Consider the following 15,913-nt stretch of genomic DNA (forward strand, 5'->3'; position numbering starts at 1 on the left):
AGACTCCTTTGTTCCGTAGGCGAGGGAGGAGGCGGCGTCAGCCCTTGACCGCGCCGAGCATCACGCCCGAGACGAAGTAGCGCTGGACGAACGGGTACACGCAGAGGATCGGCAGCGCGGTGAGGACGATGGTGACCGACTGGATGTTCGCGCCGACCTGGCTGAGCTGCTCGGTGCCGGCGCCCGCGTTGCCGCCGCCGGTGGCGCCCTGGATGAGGTTGCGGAGATAGACGGTGACGGGCATCAGGTCCGTCCGGTCCATGTAGAGGAAGGCGCTGAACCAGGAGTTCCAGAAGGACACCGAGTAGAACAGCACCATCGTCGCCACGACCGCCTTGGACAGCGGCAGCACGATCCTGAGCAGGATGCCGTACGTGCTCAGGCCGTCGATCTGCGCGGCCTCCTCCAGTTCCGTCGGCAGGTTCTCGAAGAACGCCTTCATCACCAGCAGGTTGAACACGCTGATCGCGTTCGGCAGCGCGATCGCCCACACGCTGTTCTTCAGGCCGAGGCTGGTGACCAGGATGTAGTTCGGGATCAGCCCGCCGGTGAAGAACATGGTGAACACGGCGATGCCGACGAGGACACCGCGGCCCTTCAGGTGCTTCTTCGACAGCACGTAGGCGTAACACGTCGTCAGCACCATGGCCACCGCCGTCGCGACGACCGTGTACAGCACGGTGTTGCCGTAGTTCCGCCAGAACATCGCGTCCTGGAACACGATCTCGTACGTGGTGAGGTTGAACCCCTTGGGCAGCAGGGTCACCTCACCCGCCCGGATCTGCCGCTCCCCGCTGAAGGACCGCGCGAGGATGTTGACGAAGGGGTACAGGGTCACCAGCACGACGAGCGTGAGGACCACCCCGTTGACGCCCTGGAAGACCCGGTAGGAGCGGCTCGGCTTCACCACAGGCTGGTCCCCACTGTGCGGCGTGACAGCTGGTTGGCGGTCGTGATGAGGACCAGGCCGATGATCGCCTCGAACAGCCCGATGGCGGCGGCGTAGCTGAAGCTGTTGGACTCGACACCGGCCCGGTACACGTAGGTCGAGATGACGTCGGCGGTGGGATACGTCAGCGGGTTGTACAGCAGCAGGACCTTCTCGAAGCCGACCGCCATGAACGTGCCGATGTTGAGGATCAGCAGCGTCACCATGGTGGGCCGGATGCCGGGAAGGGTGACATGCCAGATCTGCTGCCAGCGGTTGGCCCCGTCGATGCGCGCGGCCTCGTACAGGTCCTCGTCGATGGTGGTGAGCGCGGCGAGGTAGAGGATCGTGCCCCAGCCGGCGGTCTGCCAGATCTCCGAGCCGACGTAGATCGTGCGGAACCACTCGGGTTCCTGGATGAAGCGGATCGGTTCGTGGCCGAACCAGCCGAGGACGTGGTTGACCGGTCCGTCGCTGGCCAGCATCTGCAGGGTGATGCCCGCGACGATCACGATCGACAGGAAGTGCGGGAGGTACGACACGGACTGCACGAACCGCTTCAGGGAGCGCCGGCGGACCTCGTTCAGCAGCAGCGCCAGCACGATCGGGATCGGGAAGCAGAACAGCAGCGTGAGCCCGCCGATCCACAGGGTGTTGCGGAAGACCTGCCAGAAGGTGGGGTCGCTGAGGAACATCCGCACATAGCGCAGGCCCACCCACTCCTCGCCGAAGATCGATCCCCCGGGCTCGAAGCGCCGGAAGGCGATCACGTTGCCGATCATCGGCAGATAGCGGAAGACCAGGAAGAACAGCAGCGGCAGGATCGCCAGCGAGTACAACTGCCAGTCGCGGCGCAGCGCCCGCCGCCAGCCGGTCCGGGCGGGCGTCCGGTCGCCGCGTCGTCGGGGCGCGGCCCGGGCCGCAGGCGGATCCTCGGTGCCCGGCGGGGCCGACGTGGTGGACGTGCTCATTGCTCGGGCCTCCCGTGGGCATGGGACGCGGAACCGAAACTTTCGAGCGCTTACCGGTAACTTCGCGGCAACTTAAGGGCAGGGGAAAGCGCTGTCAATGGGTGCTGCGGGAGTCGGCCGGGGCCTCTGTGCCGCGTTGGAAACCCCTCGAACCTGGGTAGGCCCCTGGGGCCCACCCCCGTTGCCCGTCGCAAGTTTCTGGGTGACCACCGACTCCTGCGAGGTGCCGCCGTGCCCGCGTTCGACCTGCCGCTGACAGAACTGGAACGCCATCGCCCGGACGTCGGGGAGCCCGCCGACTTCGACGCGTTCTGGCTGGGCACGCTGAAGGAGGCCGGGCGGGCGGACCCGCTGGTGTCGGTGCGGCCGGTGGAGACGGGGCTACGGCTGACGCGGACCTGGGACGTGACGTTCCGGGGCTTCGGGGGCGACCCGGTGCGCGCCTGGTTCAGCAGACCGGCCGGGGCCGGTGAAGTCCTGCCCGCGGTCGTCGAGTTCGCCGGGTACGGGCGCGGCCGGGGTCTGCCGCACGAGCGCCTGACCTGGGTCAACGCCGGGTACGCGCATCTGCTCATGGACAACCGCGGCCAGGGCGACCAGTACGGCTGCGGCGGTGACACGCCCGACCCGCACGGCACCGCGCCCGGCGGTCCGGGACCGGCGGTGCGGGGGCTGCTCGCTCCCGAGGACTACCACTACCGGCGTCTCATCACGGACGCGGTGCGCGCGGTCGCGGCGGTGCGGGCGCTGCCCGGCGTCGATCCCGCGCGGACCGTGGCCGTCGGCAACAGCCAGGGGGGCGGGCTGGCCCTGGCGGTCGCCGGGCTCGTCCCCGATCTGGCCGCGCTCCTGGTCACGGCGCCGCTGCTGTGCGGGATCCGCCGCGCGCTGGACCTCACCGACGCGGGCCCGTACGGCGAGATCGCCGCCTACCTCTCCGTCCACCGGGGCGCCGAGCACGCCGCCCACCGCACGCTGTCCTACGTCGAGGGCGTCTCCTTCGCCCGCCGGGCGCAGGCCCCGGCCCACTTCGGCGTCGGCCTGCGCGACACGGTGTGCCCGCCGAGCGGGACGTACGCGGCGTTCAATCGTTACGCCGAACTGACCGGCGCGGACCCGGACAAGGAGATCCACGCGTATCCGTTCAACGGCCACGAGGGCGGTGACGCGGTGCAGGTGCGGCGGCAACTGGCTTGGGTGCGAGCGCTGTTGGAAGGGGCGGACGCCTGATGGCACGGCGTCGCCGTCATCGCCCGTCCCCGTCGGGACGCGTCGGGCTGAGGCCGTCCCCGGGTCCCTGCGCCGCGCCCGCCCGCCCCTGACGGACCTTCACGCGGCGCTGCGCGGGCGGCCCCGGGTCACTTCCCGATCGGAGACTCCGCGGTGCAGCCCCCGGCGGTCACCAGGCCCTTGGCGCTCTGCTCCTCCAGCACCTCGCCCTTGTGAATGATCTTGCAGGTCACCTGGGCACCCTCGGGGTCCGCAGCGACCGGCATGACCGCCGCGGGCATGATGCCGCGCAGCGTGACCGTCTTCTTCCACGGCAGCTCGGGCTTCGACACCGACTCGATCTTCGGTTCCATGGCCTTGCCACCGCCGCCGTGGAACTCGATCGAGTCGACGTTCTTCCCGGTGACCTCGTAGGTGACTTCATACGTCTCGTCCACCGCCTTGTCGACCTGGTCGACCGCCTCGGAACAGGAACTGAGGCCGAGCGCGAGACCGGTGACGGCGACGGCGCAGACGGCTGCGCGGATGGTGCGGTTCAAGAGATCCCCCCGGATCGTGAATGGTCGGAGCCGCAGCCAAGCCCAAAGGGAAAGTGAAGTCAACTTCATTGAGGGCACGGTCAGTTGCCGCACCCCGGGTCCGGCGCGGCCGGCACACGGCAGCGGCCGCGCGGCCCTACCCGGGGGACGGGTGGTGTCACTCCGGCGCCTCGATCCAGTGCAGGCATGGGGTGTAGTCGAAATTCCACCTCAGGCAGAGCTGCATCCGGATCACCGATTTCCGGTCCACGAACTCGGTGATGACCTTCCTGTCCTCGATCCGGGACACCCCGACCTCGTTTTCCCAGTCGCTCTCCATCTCGTTTTCCAGCGCGAGGCTCGAGAGCGCGTATCTGCCCTGCGCCTCCTCCTGAATTCCCGGTCGGCGGGCCGTCCGCTCACCCGAAGTCTGCGGGGAGCCCGGGGAAAGCGCGCGGCGGCCGTCACCCGAACGGGCCCCGGCGCCCCGTGCGGCGACCGTTTACAAGTGCGCCGCCCGGCGCTAACTTCCGCAACAGCGGGGTGGGAGCGCTCCCACGGTGGACCGGAACCCGCCCATGAGCCGCTCCCGCTCCGCGCATCCCCACTCAGGGAAGAACACGCGCCGCTTCCGCAGGATGCCGGGTCTGTTGCAGCTGCGTTCCCGCTATGTGGACAACCTTGGTGAGCCGGATGCATGTCAGCGTGTTGACCACGGCCACCCTTGACTGGGTGCGTTCGGCGGTGCCCGACGTTCCCGTCGATGAGCGACGCTTTCGGCCGAACCTCCTGGTGCGCACACCATCGGGCACTCCTCCGTTCGTGGAGGACGAGTGGTTCGGGAGCAAGGCGCGGATCGGCGACGCGGTGGGTATTGCGTTCGTGCGCTCGAGTGACCGATGCGTGATGACGAACGAGGCTCAGCAGGAGCTTCCCCACTCCCCGCTGATATTGCGGGCCATCACGCAAGCGCACGACATGCGACAGGACGGGCTTGCCACTGTCGTGTCGCCAGGGCAGGTGCGGATCGGAGACCCCCTGGTTCTGCTCCAGGATCCGTCGAGAGTGGATCTCGCCGGTTGAGGGCATCCGCCGAAGTGCCCGTACGTCCCATATGTCGCTGTTATCCAGGTGTGCGATTCTGTTGTGTGGGTGCCCTGCCGCTCATGTGCGGCGTGGCTTCGCCATGGGAGGCGTGACCCGGTACCGCCGGACTCGTGCCCGCGTCGTCGTCGCCTGAGTTCCGGGGACTCCCACCTGCCGGTGGCTGCGGCGTGGACGGGAGGTGGACGCGGACATGCCCCATGACGGCGATGCCCGGGCCGCGGCCCCCGGTCCGCGGGCGCGCGCGAACGGGAACACCGGCCCGCCTCGTCCCACGCCGGAACCGGCCGCGCGGGAGCGGGTCCTGGCGTTCGCCGGGGTGGTGCTGGCGGCGGTGTACGTACGGAGCGAGGACGGTACGGAGCTCCGGCGGGTGGAGGCGGCCGGCCTGGAACCCGAGCGGTACGGGCTGCCGGGGCGCGTGCGGGTCTCGGCGGACTCGCCGGTGGCAGGGGGCGGCGACGGGGCGGGTGGGTCGAAGACCCACCGGGGCGGGCCGGAGGCCCACCAGGTCGGGACGGAGACCCACCGGGGCGCGTCAGAGACCGACCAGGCAATGTCGGAGACCGACCCGCACGGGCCGGAGACCCACCAGGGCACGTCAGAGACCGACCAGACCACCTCGGAGACCGACCCGCACGGGCCAGAAACCCACCGAGCCCAGCCGGAGACCCACCAGGGCACGTCAGAGACCGACCAGACCACCTCGGAGACCGACCCGCACGGGCCAGAAACCCACCGAGCCCAGCCGGAGACCCACCGGGGTGCGTCAGAGACCGACCAGGCGATGTCGGAGACCGACCGGAGCGGGCCGGAGGCTCACCAGGTCGGGCCGGAGGCCGACCGGAGTGGGCCACGGACCGACACCGGCGACCGGGAGACCCACCAGGTCAGGTCGGAAGCCCATCGGGCCAAGCCGGAGACCGACAGGGCACAGCCGGAGGCCGACCGGGCACAGCCGTCGTCTGGTGGCTCGGGCCGGGCGGTGGCCGGGGGCCAGCCCGGCGCGGGTCCGGGGACGCCGCCGCCCGGTGAGGAGCGTCGGCCGGGCGCAGCCGGGGCCCCGCCCACCGCCGTGCCCGGTACCCCGGCGCCCTCTGCCCCACCCGCGCCCCCACCCCGAGCCGCCGGGACAGGAAGCGGCGAGTCCCTCGTCGTCGAGGCCTATCGGAGTGGTCGGGCCGTGTGGGTGCGGGGTGCCGTGGTCGACGGGCGGGAGGGTGGTGGAGTCGCCTCCGCGCCGCTCGGGGCGCTGCCCCTGGGGGCGGCGGGGGGATGGCTGGGGTGCCTGGTCGTGGTGGGTGAGGCCGGGGACGGGTTCGGGGGCGAGCAGCGGGAGTTCCTGGAGCGGTATGCCGAGGCGGTCGCCGGGCGGCTGCGGGGCGAGGCCGACCGGTCGGCGCCCTCACCGCTGCTGGATTCGGCCCTGCGGGCCATGGGGGTGGGCTCCTTCGCCCTGACGCCGGGCACCGGCCTGGTCGAGACGGACCCGACCCTGCTCGAACTCGTCGGCATCCCCGAGGACGGTTTCGACGGCAAGACCGACACCCTGCTCTCCTACAGCGTCCCGGAGGACGTCCCGGCCCTGATGTCGGTCATCGAACCGTCCGCGCAGACCCCGGGGCGCCGGGAGCTGGAGTTCCGTATCCGCCGCCCCACCGGTGAACTGTGCTGGCTGCGCCTGGGATGCCGCGTGCTGAAGGGTCCCGACGGCGCTCCCCAGCGGGTGCTGGGCGTCGTCACCGCGGCCCCCGTGCTGCGGCGCGGCGCCAGCGACGTCGCCCGGATCCAGTGGCTGACGGCCGCGCTCGACGACGCGACGACGGTGCGGGACGTCAGCCGCGTGGTGGTCGCCGCGCTGCGCGAGCCGCTGGGTGCCGACCGGGTCGCACTCGCCGAGCTGCTGGAGGACCGGCTCGCGGTCACCGTGCTCGATCCGCCGGCCGCCTCCGCCTGGCCGGAGCTGTGGCGTTCGGAGTGGCGCTCGGAGTGGCCCGACGCGCCGGTCAGCGTGCTGCCCACGCTGCAGGCGGCGCTGCGGGACGGGCGGATGAGCCTGTGGCCGGCCGGCTCCGTGCTGGAACCGGGCCTCGCGGGGATCGGCCCCGGCGGCCTCGCGGTCCTGCCGCTGCCCGCGAAGAGCAGGGTGGCCGGGGTGTGCCTGGTCGGCTGGGACGCCCCGCACGAGTTCGCCCCGGAGGAGCGGGCCCTGCTCACCGCGACGGCGGGTCTGGTGGGGCAGGCCCTGAAGCGCGCGCACGCCTACGACGCCGAGCAGGAACTCGCGACGATGCTCCAGCGCAGCCTGCTGCCCCGCCGCCTCCCGCGGCTGCCCGGGGGCACCGCCGTGGCCCGCTACCTGCCCGCCCGGCGCGGACTCCAGGTGGGCGGCGACTGGTACGACGTGATCGCGCTGTCGGAGGGGAAGGTGGCCCTGGTCATCGGGGACGTGCAGGGGCACAGCGCCGGAGCCGCGACGATCATGGGCCAGATGCGTACCGCGGTCCGGGCCTACGCCGTGGAGGGTCATCCGCCGGACGTGGTCGTCGCGCACGCCAACCGGCTGCTCGTCGGCATGGAGACCGACCTGTTCGCCACGTGCTGCTACGTCGAGCTGGACATGGAGGAGGGCAACGCGCTGTTCGTGCGGGCCGGGCACCTGTCCCCGCTGGTGCGCCATCCCGACGGGGCCACCGAGGAGATCGCGGTCGAGGGCGGCCTGCCGCTCGGCATCCTCGCGGAGGCGGACTTCCCGCTGACGGCGCTCGCGCTGGCGCCGGGCTCGGTGCTCGCGCTGGTGACGGACGGCCTGGTCGAGTCGGCCGATCTGCACCTGGACGAGGGCATGCGGCTGGTGCGCGAGGCGCTCGCCGCCGCCGATCCCGCCGATCCGGGGCGGATGGCCGACGAGTTGCTCGGCGAGGCCGGCCGCCGCGAGGACGACGTGGCGTTGCTGCTGCTGCGCTACGACGGGATGCGGGTTAGGCCCGTGCGGGCGGGCTGGGTGGTGTGGCGGTTGCCGGACGCGGTCATGCACGCCCGCCGGTTCAGCGCCCGCACGCTGCGGTCGTGGGACGTCGTGGCCGAGGCCGACACCGTCCTGCTGGTGGTGTCGGAGCTGGTCACGAACGCCCTGGTGCACACCCAGGGCCCGGTCCGGGTGGACCTGACCCTGGCGGCGGACCGACTCAGGGTGACTGTGAGCGACTCCTCGCCCCGCTCCCCCGCCAAGCCGGTGGTCGTGGACTGGGAGTCGACGGGCGGCCGGGGGCTCTTCCTGGTCGAGGCGCTCTCGTCGGCCTGGGGCTCGGTGCCGGTCGGCGGCGGCAAGCAGGTGTGGAGCGAGATCGTCGTGTCCCGTCCGCAGCAGGAGCCGGACCTCGTGGAGGAAGCCGGAGCCGAGCCGGAACCGCGGGTCGAGCCGGAGCGGGAGCGGCCGTCGGGCCGGGGCCTGGGCCGGGAGCGGCAGTCGGGCTGGGGCCTGGGCCGGGACCGGGGCTGGGGCTGGGGCATCGGCCGGAGCCGTGAGCGAAGCAGAGGCCGGGGCCCGGGCCGGGGCCGGTCGGCGGAGAGGGGGCCGCGATGAGAGCCCCGAAGTGGCGGGTGTCCGCCGGGCTGCTGGCATTTGTGCTGGCGGTGTCCCTGGCCGGGTGCACGGGCGACGAGGGCGAGGGCGGCGGGGACGGGCTGACCGTCGGGCTGCTGCTGCCGAGCCGTGCGGTGCCGCGCTGGGAGCAGTCCGACAAGCCGATGATCGAGAAGCGGGTGAAGGAGCTGTGCTCCGAGTGCACGGTGGTGTACGCCAACGCCGAGAACGACGCGGCGAGCCAGCGGCAGCAGATGAAGTCCATGATCACCAGGGGCGTGTCGGTCCTCATCCTGGACGTCGTCGACCCCAAGGCCCTGCGTTCCTCGGTCCGGGCGGCGGAGCGGGAGGGCATCCCGGTCGTCGCCTACGACCGGCTCGCCGAGGGCCCGATCTCGGGGTTCGTCAGTTTCGACGGCGGCGAGGTCGGCAGGCTCCAGGGCGAGGCGCTGCTGCGGGGCATGGGCGCCCGGGCCGACGGCGGCAGCGTGGTCATGATGAACGGCGACCCGTCCAGCCCCAACGCCGCCTGGTACGAGGGCGGGGCCCGGTCCGTCCTGAAGGACCGGGTGCGGATCGCCCGGTCGTACAACACCCTCGGGTGGCGCACGGAGAACGCCCACGACCAGATGTCCGCCGCGATCAGCGCCCTCGGCCCCCACCGGATCGACGGGGTGCTGGCGGCCAACGACTCGATCGCCGCCGGTGTCGTCGCGGCGCTCAAGAGTGCCCGGGTCTCGCCGCTGCCCGCGATCACCGGCCAGGACGCCGACCTGGACGCCGTGCGGCGCATCGTCGAGGGCGAGCAGTACATGACCGTCTACAAGCCCTTCCGGCTGGAGACCGACGCGGCCTCCGCGATGGCCGTCGCCCTGGCGCGCGGCAACGACGTCGACGCCCTTGTCACGACGAGCGTGGACAGCCCCACCACCGAGGACGTCCCGTCGATCCTGCTCGACCCGATCGCCGTGACGCGGGAGAACATCGGCCGGACGCTCGTCCAGGACGGCGTCTACACCGTCGACCAGATCTGTACCCCGAAGCTCCGTCCGGACTGTGACCGGGCCGGACTCACCCGGTGAGGGAGGTGGTCCCCGTGGCCCATCCGCCGGTGCTGGCGTTGCGCGGCATCTCCAAGCGGTTCGGGGGCGTCCAGGCGCTCGTGGACGTGGACCTTCAGGTCCGGGCCGGCGAGGTGGTGGCCCTGGCGGGCGACAACGGCGCCGGCAAGTCCACGCTCGTCAAGGTGATCTCCGGTGTCAGCCCCGCCGACCGGGGCGTCATCGAGTGGGAGGGGCGGCTCGTGCAGATCAAACGCCCGCACGACGCCCACGCCCTGGGCATCGCGACCGTCTACCAGGACCTCGCGATGTGCGACAACCTGGACGTCGTCGGCAATCTCTTCCTCGGCCGGGAGATCGACCGGGTGGGCGTCCTCGACGAGGTGGAGATGGAGCGCCGGGCCCGCGATCTGATGCGTACCCTGTCGATCCACATTCCCGACGTGCGCATGCCGGTCGCGGCGCTCTCCGCCGGCCAGCGGCAGGCCGTCGCGATCTCGCGCTCGCTGATGGGCTCGCCGAAGGTCCTGCTCCTCGACGAGCCCACCGCGGCCCTGGGCGTCGAGCAGACCAGCCATCTGCTCGACCTCATCGAGCACGTGCGTGACCGGGGCATGGGGATCATCCTCATCAGTCACAACATGGGCGACATCAAGGCCGTCGCGGACCGGGTCGCGGTGTTGCGGCTGGGCCGCAACAACGGCCTGTTCGACGTGAGCACGGTGACGCAGGAGCAGATCATCTCCTCCGTCACGGGCGCCGCGGACAACGCCGTGGCCCATCGCACGAGGGGCGACGAGGAGGCGTGGCCGTGAGCCGCGGCGGACCGCAGCGGGACGGCGCACCGGTCGCGACCGGCCGGACGCCGCGCGCCCGGGGCTGGCAGGAGAACCTGCGCGCGTACGCGTTGGAGGTCCGCGGCAGCGTCCGGGACGGTGAGCGGGGGCCGCTCCTGGTCGTCGCGGGGCTGATCGTGATCTGCGTCGTCTTCCAGGCGCTGGACGACAAGTTCCTCTCGCCGCGCAACCTGTCCAACCTCGGCGTGGACATCGTCGGGACCGGGCTGGTCGCCGTCGGCATCGTGTTCGTGCTGCTGATCCGGGAGATCGATCTGTCGGTCGGTTCCGTGAGCGGACTGGCGGGGGCGGCGTTCGCCGTGCTGAACGTGAACCACGGGGTGCCGGAGTGGCTCGCGGTGATCGTGGCGGTCGTCGCGGGGACGGCCGTGGGCGCCTTCCACGGGTTCTTCTTCGCCTGGCTCGGCGTGCCCGCGTTCGTGGTGACGCTCGCGGGGCTGCTGGTGTGGAACGGCCTGACGCTCTACCTGCTGGGCGCGAGCGGCACGATCAACATCGACGAGGAGGGCCTGGTCGCGTCCCTGACCAGCCGGCACTTCGATGCCGACGTGGCGGCGTACGCGGTCGCGGCGGTGGGCACGGCCGGGTACCTGCTGACCGTACGCCGCCGGCGCAGCCGTCACCGGGCGGCCGGGATGCCGTACCGGCCGATGGGCGAGATCTGGCTGCGCACCGCTCTCCTCGCGGTCGTCTCCTTCGCCGCGGCGCACACCCTGAACCGGTTCCAGGGGCTGCCGCTCGCGCTGCTGATCTTCCTGGTGGTCCTGGTCGTCTCGGACTACGTGCTGCGCCGCACCCGCTACGGGCGGCGGGTGTACGCGCTCGGCGGCGGGGTCGAGGCGGCGCGGCGGGCGGGCATCGGGGTGGAGCGGGTGCGGGTGGCGATGTTCATGGTGTCGGGGACGCTGGCGGCGGTCGGCGGGCTGTTCGTGGCCTCGGGACTGACCTCGGCGAGCCCCACGACGGCCCGTGCCGCCGGTTCCGGGATGCTGCTGATCAACGCGATCGCGGCGGCCGTCATCGGCGGGACGAGCCTGTTCGGCGGGCGGGGCTCGCCCTGGTCCGTGCTGCTCGGGGTGCTGGTCATCCAGTCGATCGCCTCCGGCATGGGCCTGCTCGGGGTGGAGGACGCCGTGCAGTTCATGATCACCGGTGGGGTGCTGCTGGCCGCCGTCGCGGCCGACGCGCTGTCCAGACGGGTGGAGACCCGGCGGGGCCGCCCCTGAGCCGCGCTTGCCCACCACTCTGCCCTTTTGTCCCGATATGCCTAAGAAATGGCAAAGGTGGGTAGGGGCCGGAGTGTCATGAAACCGAGCCGCCTCGTCAGGGTGGCCGTGGCCGCCACGGTCGCCGCGGGCCTGGCCCTCGCCGGGTGCGGTGACACCGATCCGCCCGGTGGCGAGGAGCGGGCCGATCTCCGCGTGCTCGCGATGGACGCGTCCCAGATGCAGAACCTGAAGAAGCTCACCAAGGAGCACTTCACGGCGGAGACGGGCATCACGGTCGACTACACGCTGCTGCCGGAGAACGAGGCGCGGGAGCGCATGAACCGCGAGTTCGCGACCCAGGCGGGGAACTACGACGTGGCGAGCGTCAGCGCGTACGAGGTGCCGATCTACTCGGAGCAGGGCTGGCTCGCCCCGCTGGACTCCTATGTGAAGGCGGACGAGGACTTCGACCAGGGCGACGTCTTCCCCAACCTGGTGGCGTCGCTGACCGGGGAGGACGGCAGGCTCTACGCCGAGCCCTTCTACGGCGAGGGTTCCTTCCTGATGTACCGCAAGGACCTCTTCCGCAAGGACGGGCTGACCATGCCGGCGGACCCGACCTGGGAGCAGGTCGCCGACCTCGCCGCCCGGGTCGACGGCACCGACGGCGCGAGCGGCATCTGCCTGCGCGGCCTGCCCGGCTGGGGGCAGAACCTGGCCCCGATCAACACGGTCGTCAACACCTTCGGCGGCGCCTGGTACGACATGGACTGGAACGCCCGCCTGACCTCACCGGAGTTCAGGAGGGCCGTCGGGTTCTACGTCGACCTGCTCCGCTCCCACGGCCAGCCCGGCGCCGAGCGGATGGGTGTGCTGGAGATCCTCGACAGCTTCGTCGCGGGCGAGTGCGCCATGATGTACGACGCCACGTCGCTGGCCTCGTCGGTCGAGGCCGACGGTTCCGCCGTCAAGGGCAAGGTGGGCTACGTCCCCGCCCCGCACGACCGGACCGAGAAGGCCGGCTGGCTGTGGACCTGGGCGTGGGGCGTCCAGCAGGCCTCCGGGAACAAGGACGCCGCCTGGGAGTTCATCTCCTGGGCCTCCTCCAAGGAGTATCAGGAGCAGGTCGGCGAGGAGCTGGGCTGGACCGCGGCGCCCGCCGGGAACCGCAGGTCGCTCTACGCCAACCCGGAGTACCAGCAGGCGGCGGCCGCCTGGTACCGGCAGGAGTACACGGCGGCGACGGAGTCCGCCGACCCGAGGAACCCCGGGGTCGCGCCCCGTCCCTACACCGGCATCGGCTTCGTGGGCATTCCCGAGTTCGCCGTGCTCGGCACGGCGGTCTCCCAGCAGATCGCCGCGGCGATCGCCGGGCAGCAGTCCGTGGACGCGGCCCTGGACAAGTCACAGGACCTCGCCCAGGCCGCGGCGGCGAAGTACCGAGGCGAGTGAGCACACGACCGCCCGGACGACAGCACCCGGCGCGGGCCGCGCCCCCGGTCACCCGGGAACGCGGCCCTGGAACTGCCCCGAACTGCCCTGCCGGTCCGCTTACTTGCGGATCAGGCTGCGCAGCACGTACTGCATGATCCCGCCGTTGCGGTAGTAGTCGGCCTCACCCGGGGTGTCGATGCGGACGACCGCGTCGAACTCGACGCCGGTGTCGGTGGTGACCTTCACCGTGCGCGGGGTGGTGCCGTCGTTCAGCTCGGTGACGCCGGAGATGGAGAACGTCTCCTCACCGGTCAGGCCGAGGGACGCGGCGGACTGGCCCTCCGGGAACTGCAGCGGCAGGACGCCCATGCCGATGAGGTTCGAGCGGTGGATGCGCTCGTAGGACTCGGCGATGACGGCCTTGACGCCGAGGAGCGCGGTGCCCTTGGCCGCCCAGTCGCGGGACGAGCCGGAGCCGTACTCCTTGCCGGCCAGGACGACCAGCGGGATGCCGGCGGCCTGGTAGTTCTGCGAGGCGTCGTAGATGAAGGAGACGGGACCGCCGTCCTGCGTGAAGTCGCGGGTGTAGCCGCCCTCGGTGCCCGGCGCGATCTGGTTGCGCAGGCGGATGTTGGCGAAGGTGCCGCGGATCATGACCTCGTGGTTGCCGCGGCGCGAGCCGTAGCTGTTGAAGTCACGACGCTCCACACCGTGCTCGGTGAGGTACTTGCCGGCCGGGGTGTCGGCCTTGATGGCACCGGCCGGGGAGATGTGGTCGGTGGTGACCGAGTCGCCCAGCTTGGCGAGGACGCGGGCGCCGGAGATGTCCTGGACCGGGGCCGGCTCCATCTCCATGCCCTCGAAGTACGGGGGCTTGCGGACGTAGGTCGACTCGGCGTCCCACTCGAAGGTGTTGCCGGTCGGGATCGGCAGCGCCTGCCACTGGGCGTCGCCCGCGAAGACGTCCGCGTAGGACTTGGAGAACATGTCCTCGCCGATGGCGTTGGCGACGACGTCGTTCACCTCGGCCTCGGAGGGCCAGATGTCCTTCAGGAAGACGGGGTTGCCGTCCTGGTCCGTGCCCAGGGCGTCCTTGGTGATGTCCACCTTCATGGAACCGGCGATCGCGTAGGCCACGACCAGCGGCGGGGACGCCAGGTAGTTCATCTTGACGTCGGGGTTGATGCGGCCCTCGAAGTTCCGGTTGCCGGAGAGGACCGAGGTGACCGCGAGGTCGTGGTCGTTGACGGCCTTGGAGACCTCTTCCGGCAGCGGGCCGGAGTTGCCGATGCAGGTGGTGCAGCCGTAGCCGACGAGGTTGAAGCCGACCTTGTCGAGGTACGGGGTCAGGCCCGCCTTCTCGAAGTAGTCGGTGACGACCTTGGAGCCCGGGGCGAGGGTGGTCTTGACCCACGGCTTGCGGGTCAGGCCCTTCTCCACCGCCTTCTTGGCCACCAGGGCGGCGGCGACCATGACGTACGGGTTGGAGGTGTTGGTGCAGGAGGTGATGGCCGCGACCGTCACCGCCCCGTGGTCGATCTCGTACGAGGTGCCGTCGGGGGCGGTCACGGTGACCGGGTTGGACGGGGCGCCGTTCGGGATCGTCGAGGGCGCGTCGGAGCCCGGGAAGGACTCCTTGCTGGCCTCGTACTCGTCGTTGACGTAGGTGCGGACGTCCTGCTTGAACTGCTCGGCGGCGTTCGCGAGGACGATGCGGTCCTGCGGGCGCTTCGGGCCGGCGATGGACGGGACGACCGTGGCGAGGTCGAGCTCCAGCTTCTCGGAGAAGTCGGGCTCGGCGGCCGGGTCGAGCCAGAGGCCCTGCTCCTTGGCGTACGCCTCGACCAGCGCGAGCTGCTGTTCGCTGCGGCCGGTGAGCCGCATGTAGTTGATCGTCTCGTCGTCGATCGGGAAGATCGCGGCGGTGGAGCCGAACTCCGGCGACATGTTGCCGATGGTGGCGCGGTTGGCGAGGCTCGTGGCGGCGACGCCCTCGCCGTAGAACTCGACGAACTTGCCGACGACGCCGTGCTTGCGCAGCATCTCGGTGATGGTGAGCACCAGGTCGGTGGCGGTGGTGCCGGGCGTGAGCTCACCGGTCAGCTTGAAGCCGACGACGCGCGGGATGAGCATGGAGACCGGCTGGCCGAGCATGGCGGCCTCGGCCTCGATGCCGCCGACGCCCCAGCCGAGGACACCGAGGCCGTTGACCATGGTGGTGTGCGAGTCGGTGCCGACCAGGGTGTCGGGGTACGCCTTGCCGTCGCGGACCATGACGACACGGGCCAGGTGCTCGATGTTCACCTGGTGGACGATGCCGGTGCCGGGCGGGACGACCTTGAACTCGTCGAAGGCGGTCTGGCCCCAGCGCAGGAACTGGTAGCGCTCCTTGTTGCGGCCGTACTCCAGGTCGACGTTCTGCTTGAAGGCGTCGTTCGTGCCGAACTTGTCGGCGATGACGGAGTGGTCGATGACCAGCTCGGCCGGCGCCAGCGGGTTGATCTTGGCCGGGTCGCCGCCCAGCTCCTTGACGGCCTCGCGCATGGTCGCGAGGTCCACGACGCAGGGAACGCCGGTGAAGTCCTGCATGATCACGCGGGCCGGCGTGAACTGGATCTCCTGGCTGGGCTGCGCCTGCGAGTCCCAGCCGCCGAGGGCACGGATGTGGTCGGCGGTGATGTTCGCGCCGTCCTCGGTGCGGAGCAGGTTCTCCAGCAGGACCTTGAGGCTGTAGGGAAGGCGGGCCGAGCCCTCCACCTTGTCCAGCCGGAAGATCTCGTACGACTCGTCGCCCACCTGCAGCGTGCTGCGGGCGTCGAAGCTGTTCGCCGACACGACAGTCTCCTTCATTGATGTGCGCGTACCACCACGATCCTGCCGCCACGGCATCTCGTCCGATCCGCTAAGGTAAGGCTAAGTTAGGTCAGCCTTACCGAGGTGGCGGCTGCGGTGCTCCCCGGCAGATATCTCGATGTCGAGATAACTCTAGTACACCCGGGGCGGTTGGTCATGCCCC

General features: G+C 71.1%; 12 protein-coding genes. 7 read left to right on the forward strand and 5 right to left on the reverse strand.

Annotation, left to right across the window (positions count from 1 at the left end; genetic code table 11):
• Positions 1-37: 37 nt before the first annotated feature.
• Positions 38-910, reverse strand: a complete 873-nt coding sequence (locus ACSUPV_RS09420; protein WP_031119081.1) for a carbohydrate ABC transporter permease — start codon at positions 908-910, stop codon at positions 38-40.
• Positions 904-1,899 carry an ABC transporter permease gene (locus tag ACSUPV_RS09425; protein ID WP_436947290.1) on the reverse strand — a complete coding sequence of 332 codons (996 nt, stop codon included), beginning with the start codon at positions 1,897-1,899 and terminating at the stop codon, positions 904-906. Before ACSUPV_RS09425 ends, ACSUPV_RS09420 begins: the two co-directional genes overlap by 7 nt.
• Positions 1,900-2,130: 231 nt before the next feature.
• Between ACSUPV_RS09425 and ACSUPV_RS09430 the strand changes: the two genes are divergently transcribed.
• Positions 2,131-3,129 (forward strand): acetylxylan esterase, encoded by a 999-nt coding sequence (locus tag ACSUPV_RS09430; RefSeq protein ID WP_436947291.1) that lies wholly within the window; start codon positions 2,131-2,133, stop codon positions 3,127-3,129.
• 128 nt (positions 3,130-3,257) lie between these two features.
• Here ACSUPV_RS09430 and ACSUPV_RS09435 read toward each other — a convergent pair whose 3' ends face one another.
• Both ACSUPV_RS09435 and ACSUPV_RS09440 read right to left on the reverse strand, forming a co-directional pair.
• Positions 3,258-3,668 carry an MmpS family transport accessory protein gene (locus ACSUPV_RS09435; protein ID WP_031119078.1) on the reverse strand — a complete coding sequence of 137 codons (411 nt, stop codon included), beginning with the start codon at positions 3,666-3,668 and terminating at the stop codon, positions 3,258-3,260.
• Positions 3,669-3,825: 157 nt separating this feature from the next.
• The gene (locus ACSUPV_RS09440; RefSeq protein WP_436947292.1) at positions 3,826-3,987 is read right to left on the reverse strand and encodes a hypothetical protein; all 162 of its coding nucleotides are present in this window, start codon (positions 3,985-3,987) and stop codon (positions 3,826-3,828) included.
• 353 nt (positions 3,988-4,340) lie between these two features.
• On the opposite strand from ACSUPV_RS09440, the gene ACSUPV_RS09445 reads away from it, so the two are divergent.
• From ACSUPV_RS09445 to ACSUPV_RS09470, 6 genes are all read left to right on the forward strand, one after another.
• Complete coding sequence (locus ACSUPV_RS09445) at positions 4,341-4,730, forward strand: MOSC domain-containing protein (protein WP_436947293.1); 390 nt, start codon at positions 4,341-4,343, stop codon at positions 4,728-4,730.
• Positions 4,731-5,826: 1,096 nt separating this feature from the next.
• Positions 5,827-8,337, forward strand: a complete 2,511-nt coding sequence (locus tag ACSUPV_RS09450; RefSeq protein WP_359788199.1) for a SpoIIE family protein phosphatase — start codon at positions 5,827-5,829, stop codon at positions 8,335-8,337.
• Positions 8,334-9,419, forward strand: a complete 1,086-nt coding sequence (locus tag ACSUPV_RS09455; RefSeq protein WP_037758932.1) for a sugar ABC transporter substrate-binding protein — start codon at positions 8,334-8,336, stop codon at positions 9,417-9,419. The genes ACSUPV_RS09450 and ACSUPV_RS09455 overlap by 4 nt, the downstream gene beginning before the upstream one ends.
• Before the next feature lie 14 nt (positions 9,420-9,433).
• Positions 9,434-10,213 (forward strand): ATP-binding cassette domain-containing protein, encoded by a 780-nt coding sequence (locus ACSUPV_RS09460; RefSeq protein ID WP_031119072.1) that lies wholly within the window; start codon positions 9,434-9,436, stop codon positions 10,211-10,213.
• A complete protein-coding gene (locus ACSUPV_RS09465) occupies positions 10,210-11,481 on the forward strand; it encodes a sugar ABC transporter permease (RefSeq protein ID WP_436947294.1) in 1,272 nt (423 codons plus the stop codon). Before ACSUPV_RS09460 ends, ACSUPV_RS09465 begins: the two co-directional genes overlap by 4 nt.
• Before the next feature lie 78 nt (positions 11,482-11,559).
• Complete coding sequence (locus tag ACSUPV_RS09470) at positions 11,560-12,915, forward strand: ABC transporter substrate-binding protein (protein ID WP_037758923.1); 1,356 nt, start codon at positions 11,560-11,562, stop codon at positions 12,913-12,915.
• Between the two features lie 99 nt (positions 12,916-13,014).
• On the opposite strand, the gene acnA is transcribed toward ACSUPV_RS09470, so the two are convergent.
• Entirely contained in the window at positions 13,015-15,732 is a 2,718-nt protein-coding gene (gene acnA, locus ACSUPV_RS09475) for an aconitate hydratase AcnA (protein ID WP_359788157.1), read from the reverse strand.
• Positions 15,733-15,913: the final 181 nt, after the last annotated feature.

It is taken from the genome of Streptomyces sp. SudanB52_2052 (assembly GCF_964272415.1).
GTDB classification, from domain to species: domain Bacteria; phylum Actinomycetota; class Actinomycetes; order Streptomycetales; family Streptomycetaceae; genus Streptomyces; species Streptomyces olindensis.

Excerpts from the sequence above, each read along its gene's own strand:
- ACSUPV_RS09425 (WP_436947290.1), bottom strand. The coding sequence starts at position 1,899 with ATGAGCACGTCCACCACGTCGGCCCCGCCGGGCACCGAGGATCCGCCT.
- ACSUPV_RS09455 (WP_037758932.1), top strand. The coding sequence starts at position 8,334 with ATGAGAGCCCCGAAGTGGCGGGTGTCCGCCGGGCTGCTGGCATTTGTG.
- ACSUPV_RS09470 (WP_037758923.1), top strand. The coding sequence starts at position 11,560 with ATGAAACCGAGCCGCCTCGTCAGGGTGGCCGTGGCCGCCACGGTCGCC.
- ACSUPV_RS09440 (WP_436947292.1), bottom strand. The coding sequence starts at position 3,987 with ATGGAGAGCGACTGGGAAAACGAGGTCGGGGTGTCCCGGATCGAGGAC.
- ACSUPV_RS09445 (WP_436947293.1), top strand. The coding sequence starts at position 4,341 with ATGCATGTCAGCGTGTTGACCACGGCCACCCTTGACTGGGTGCGTTCG.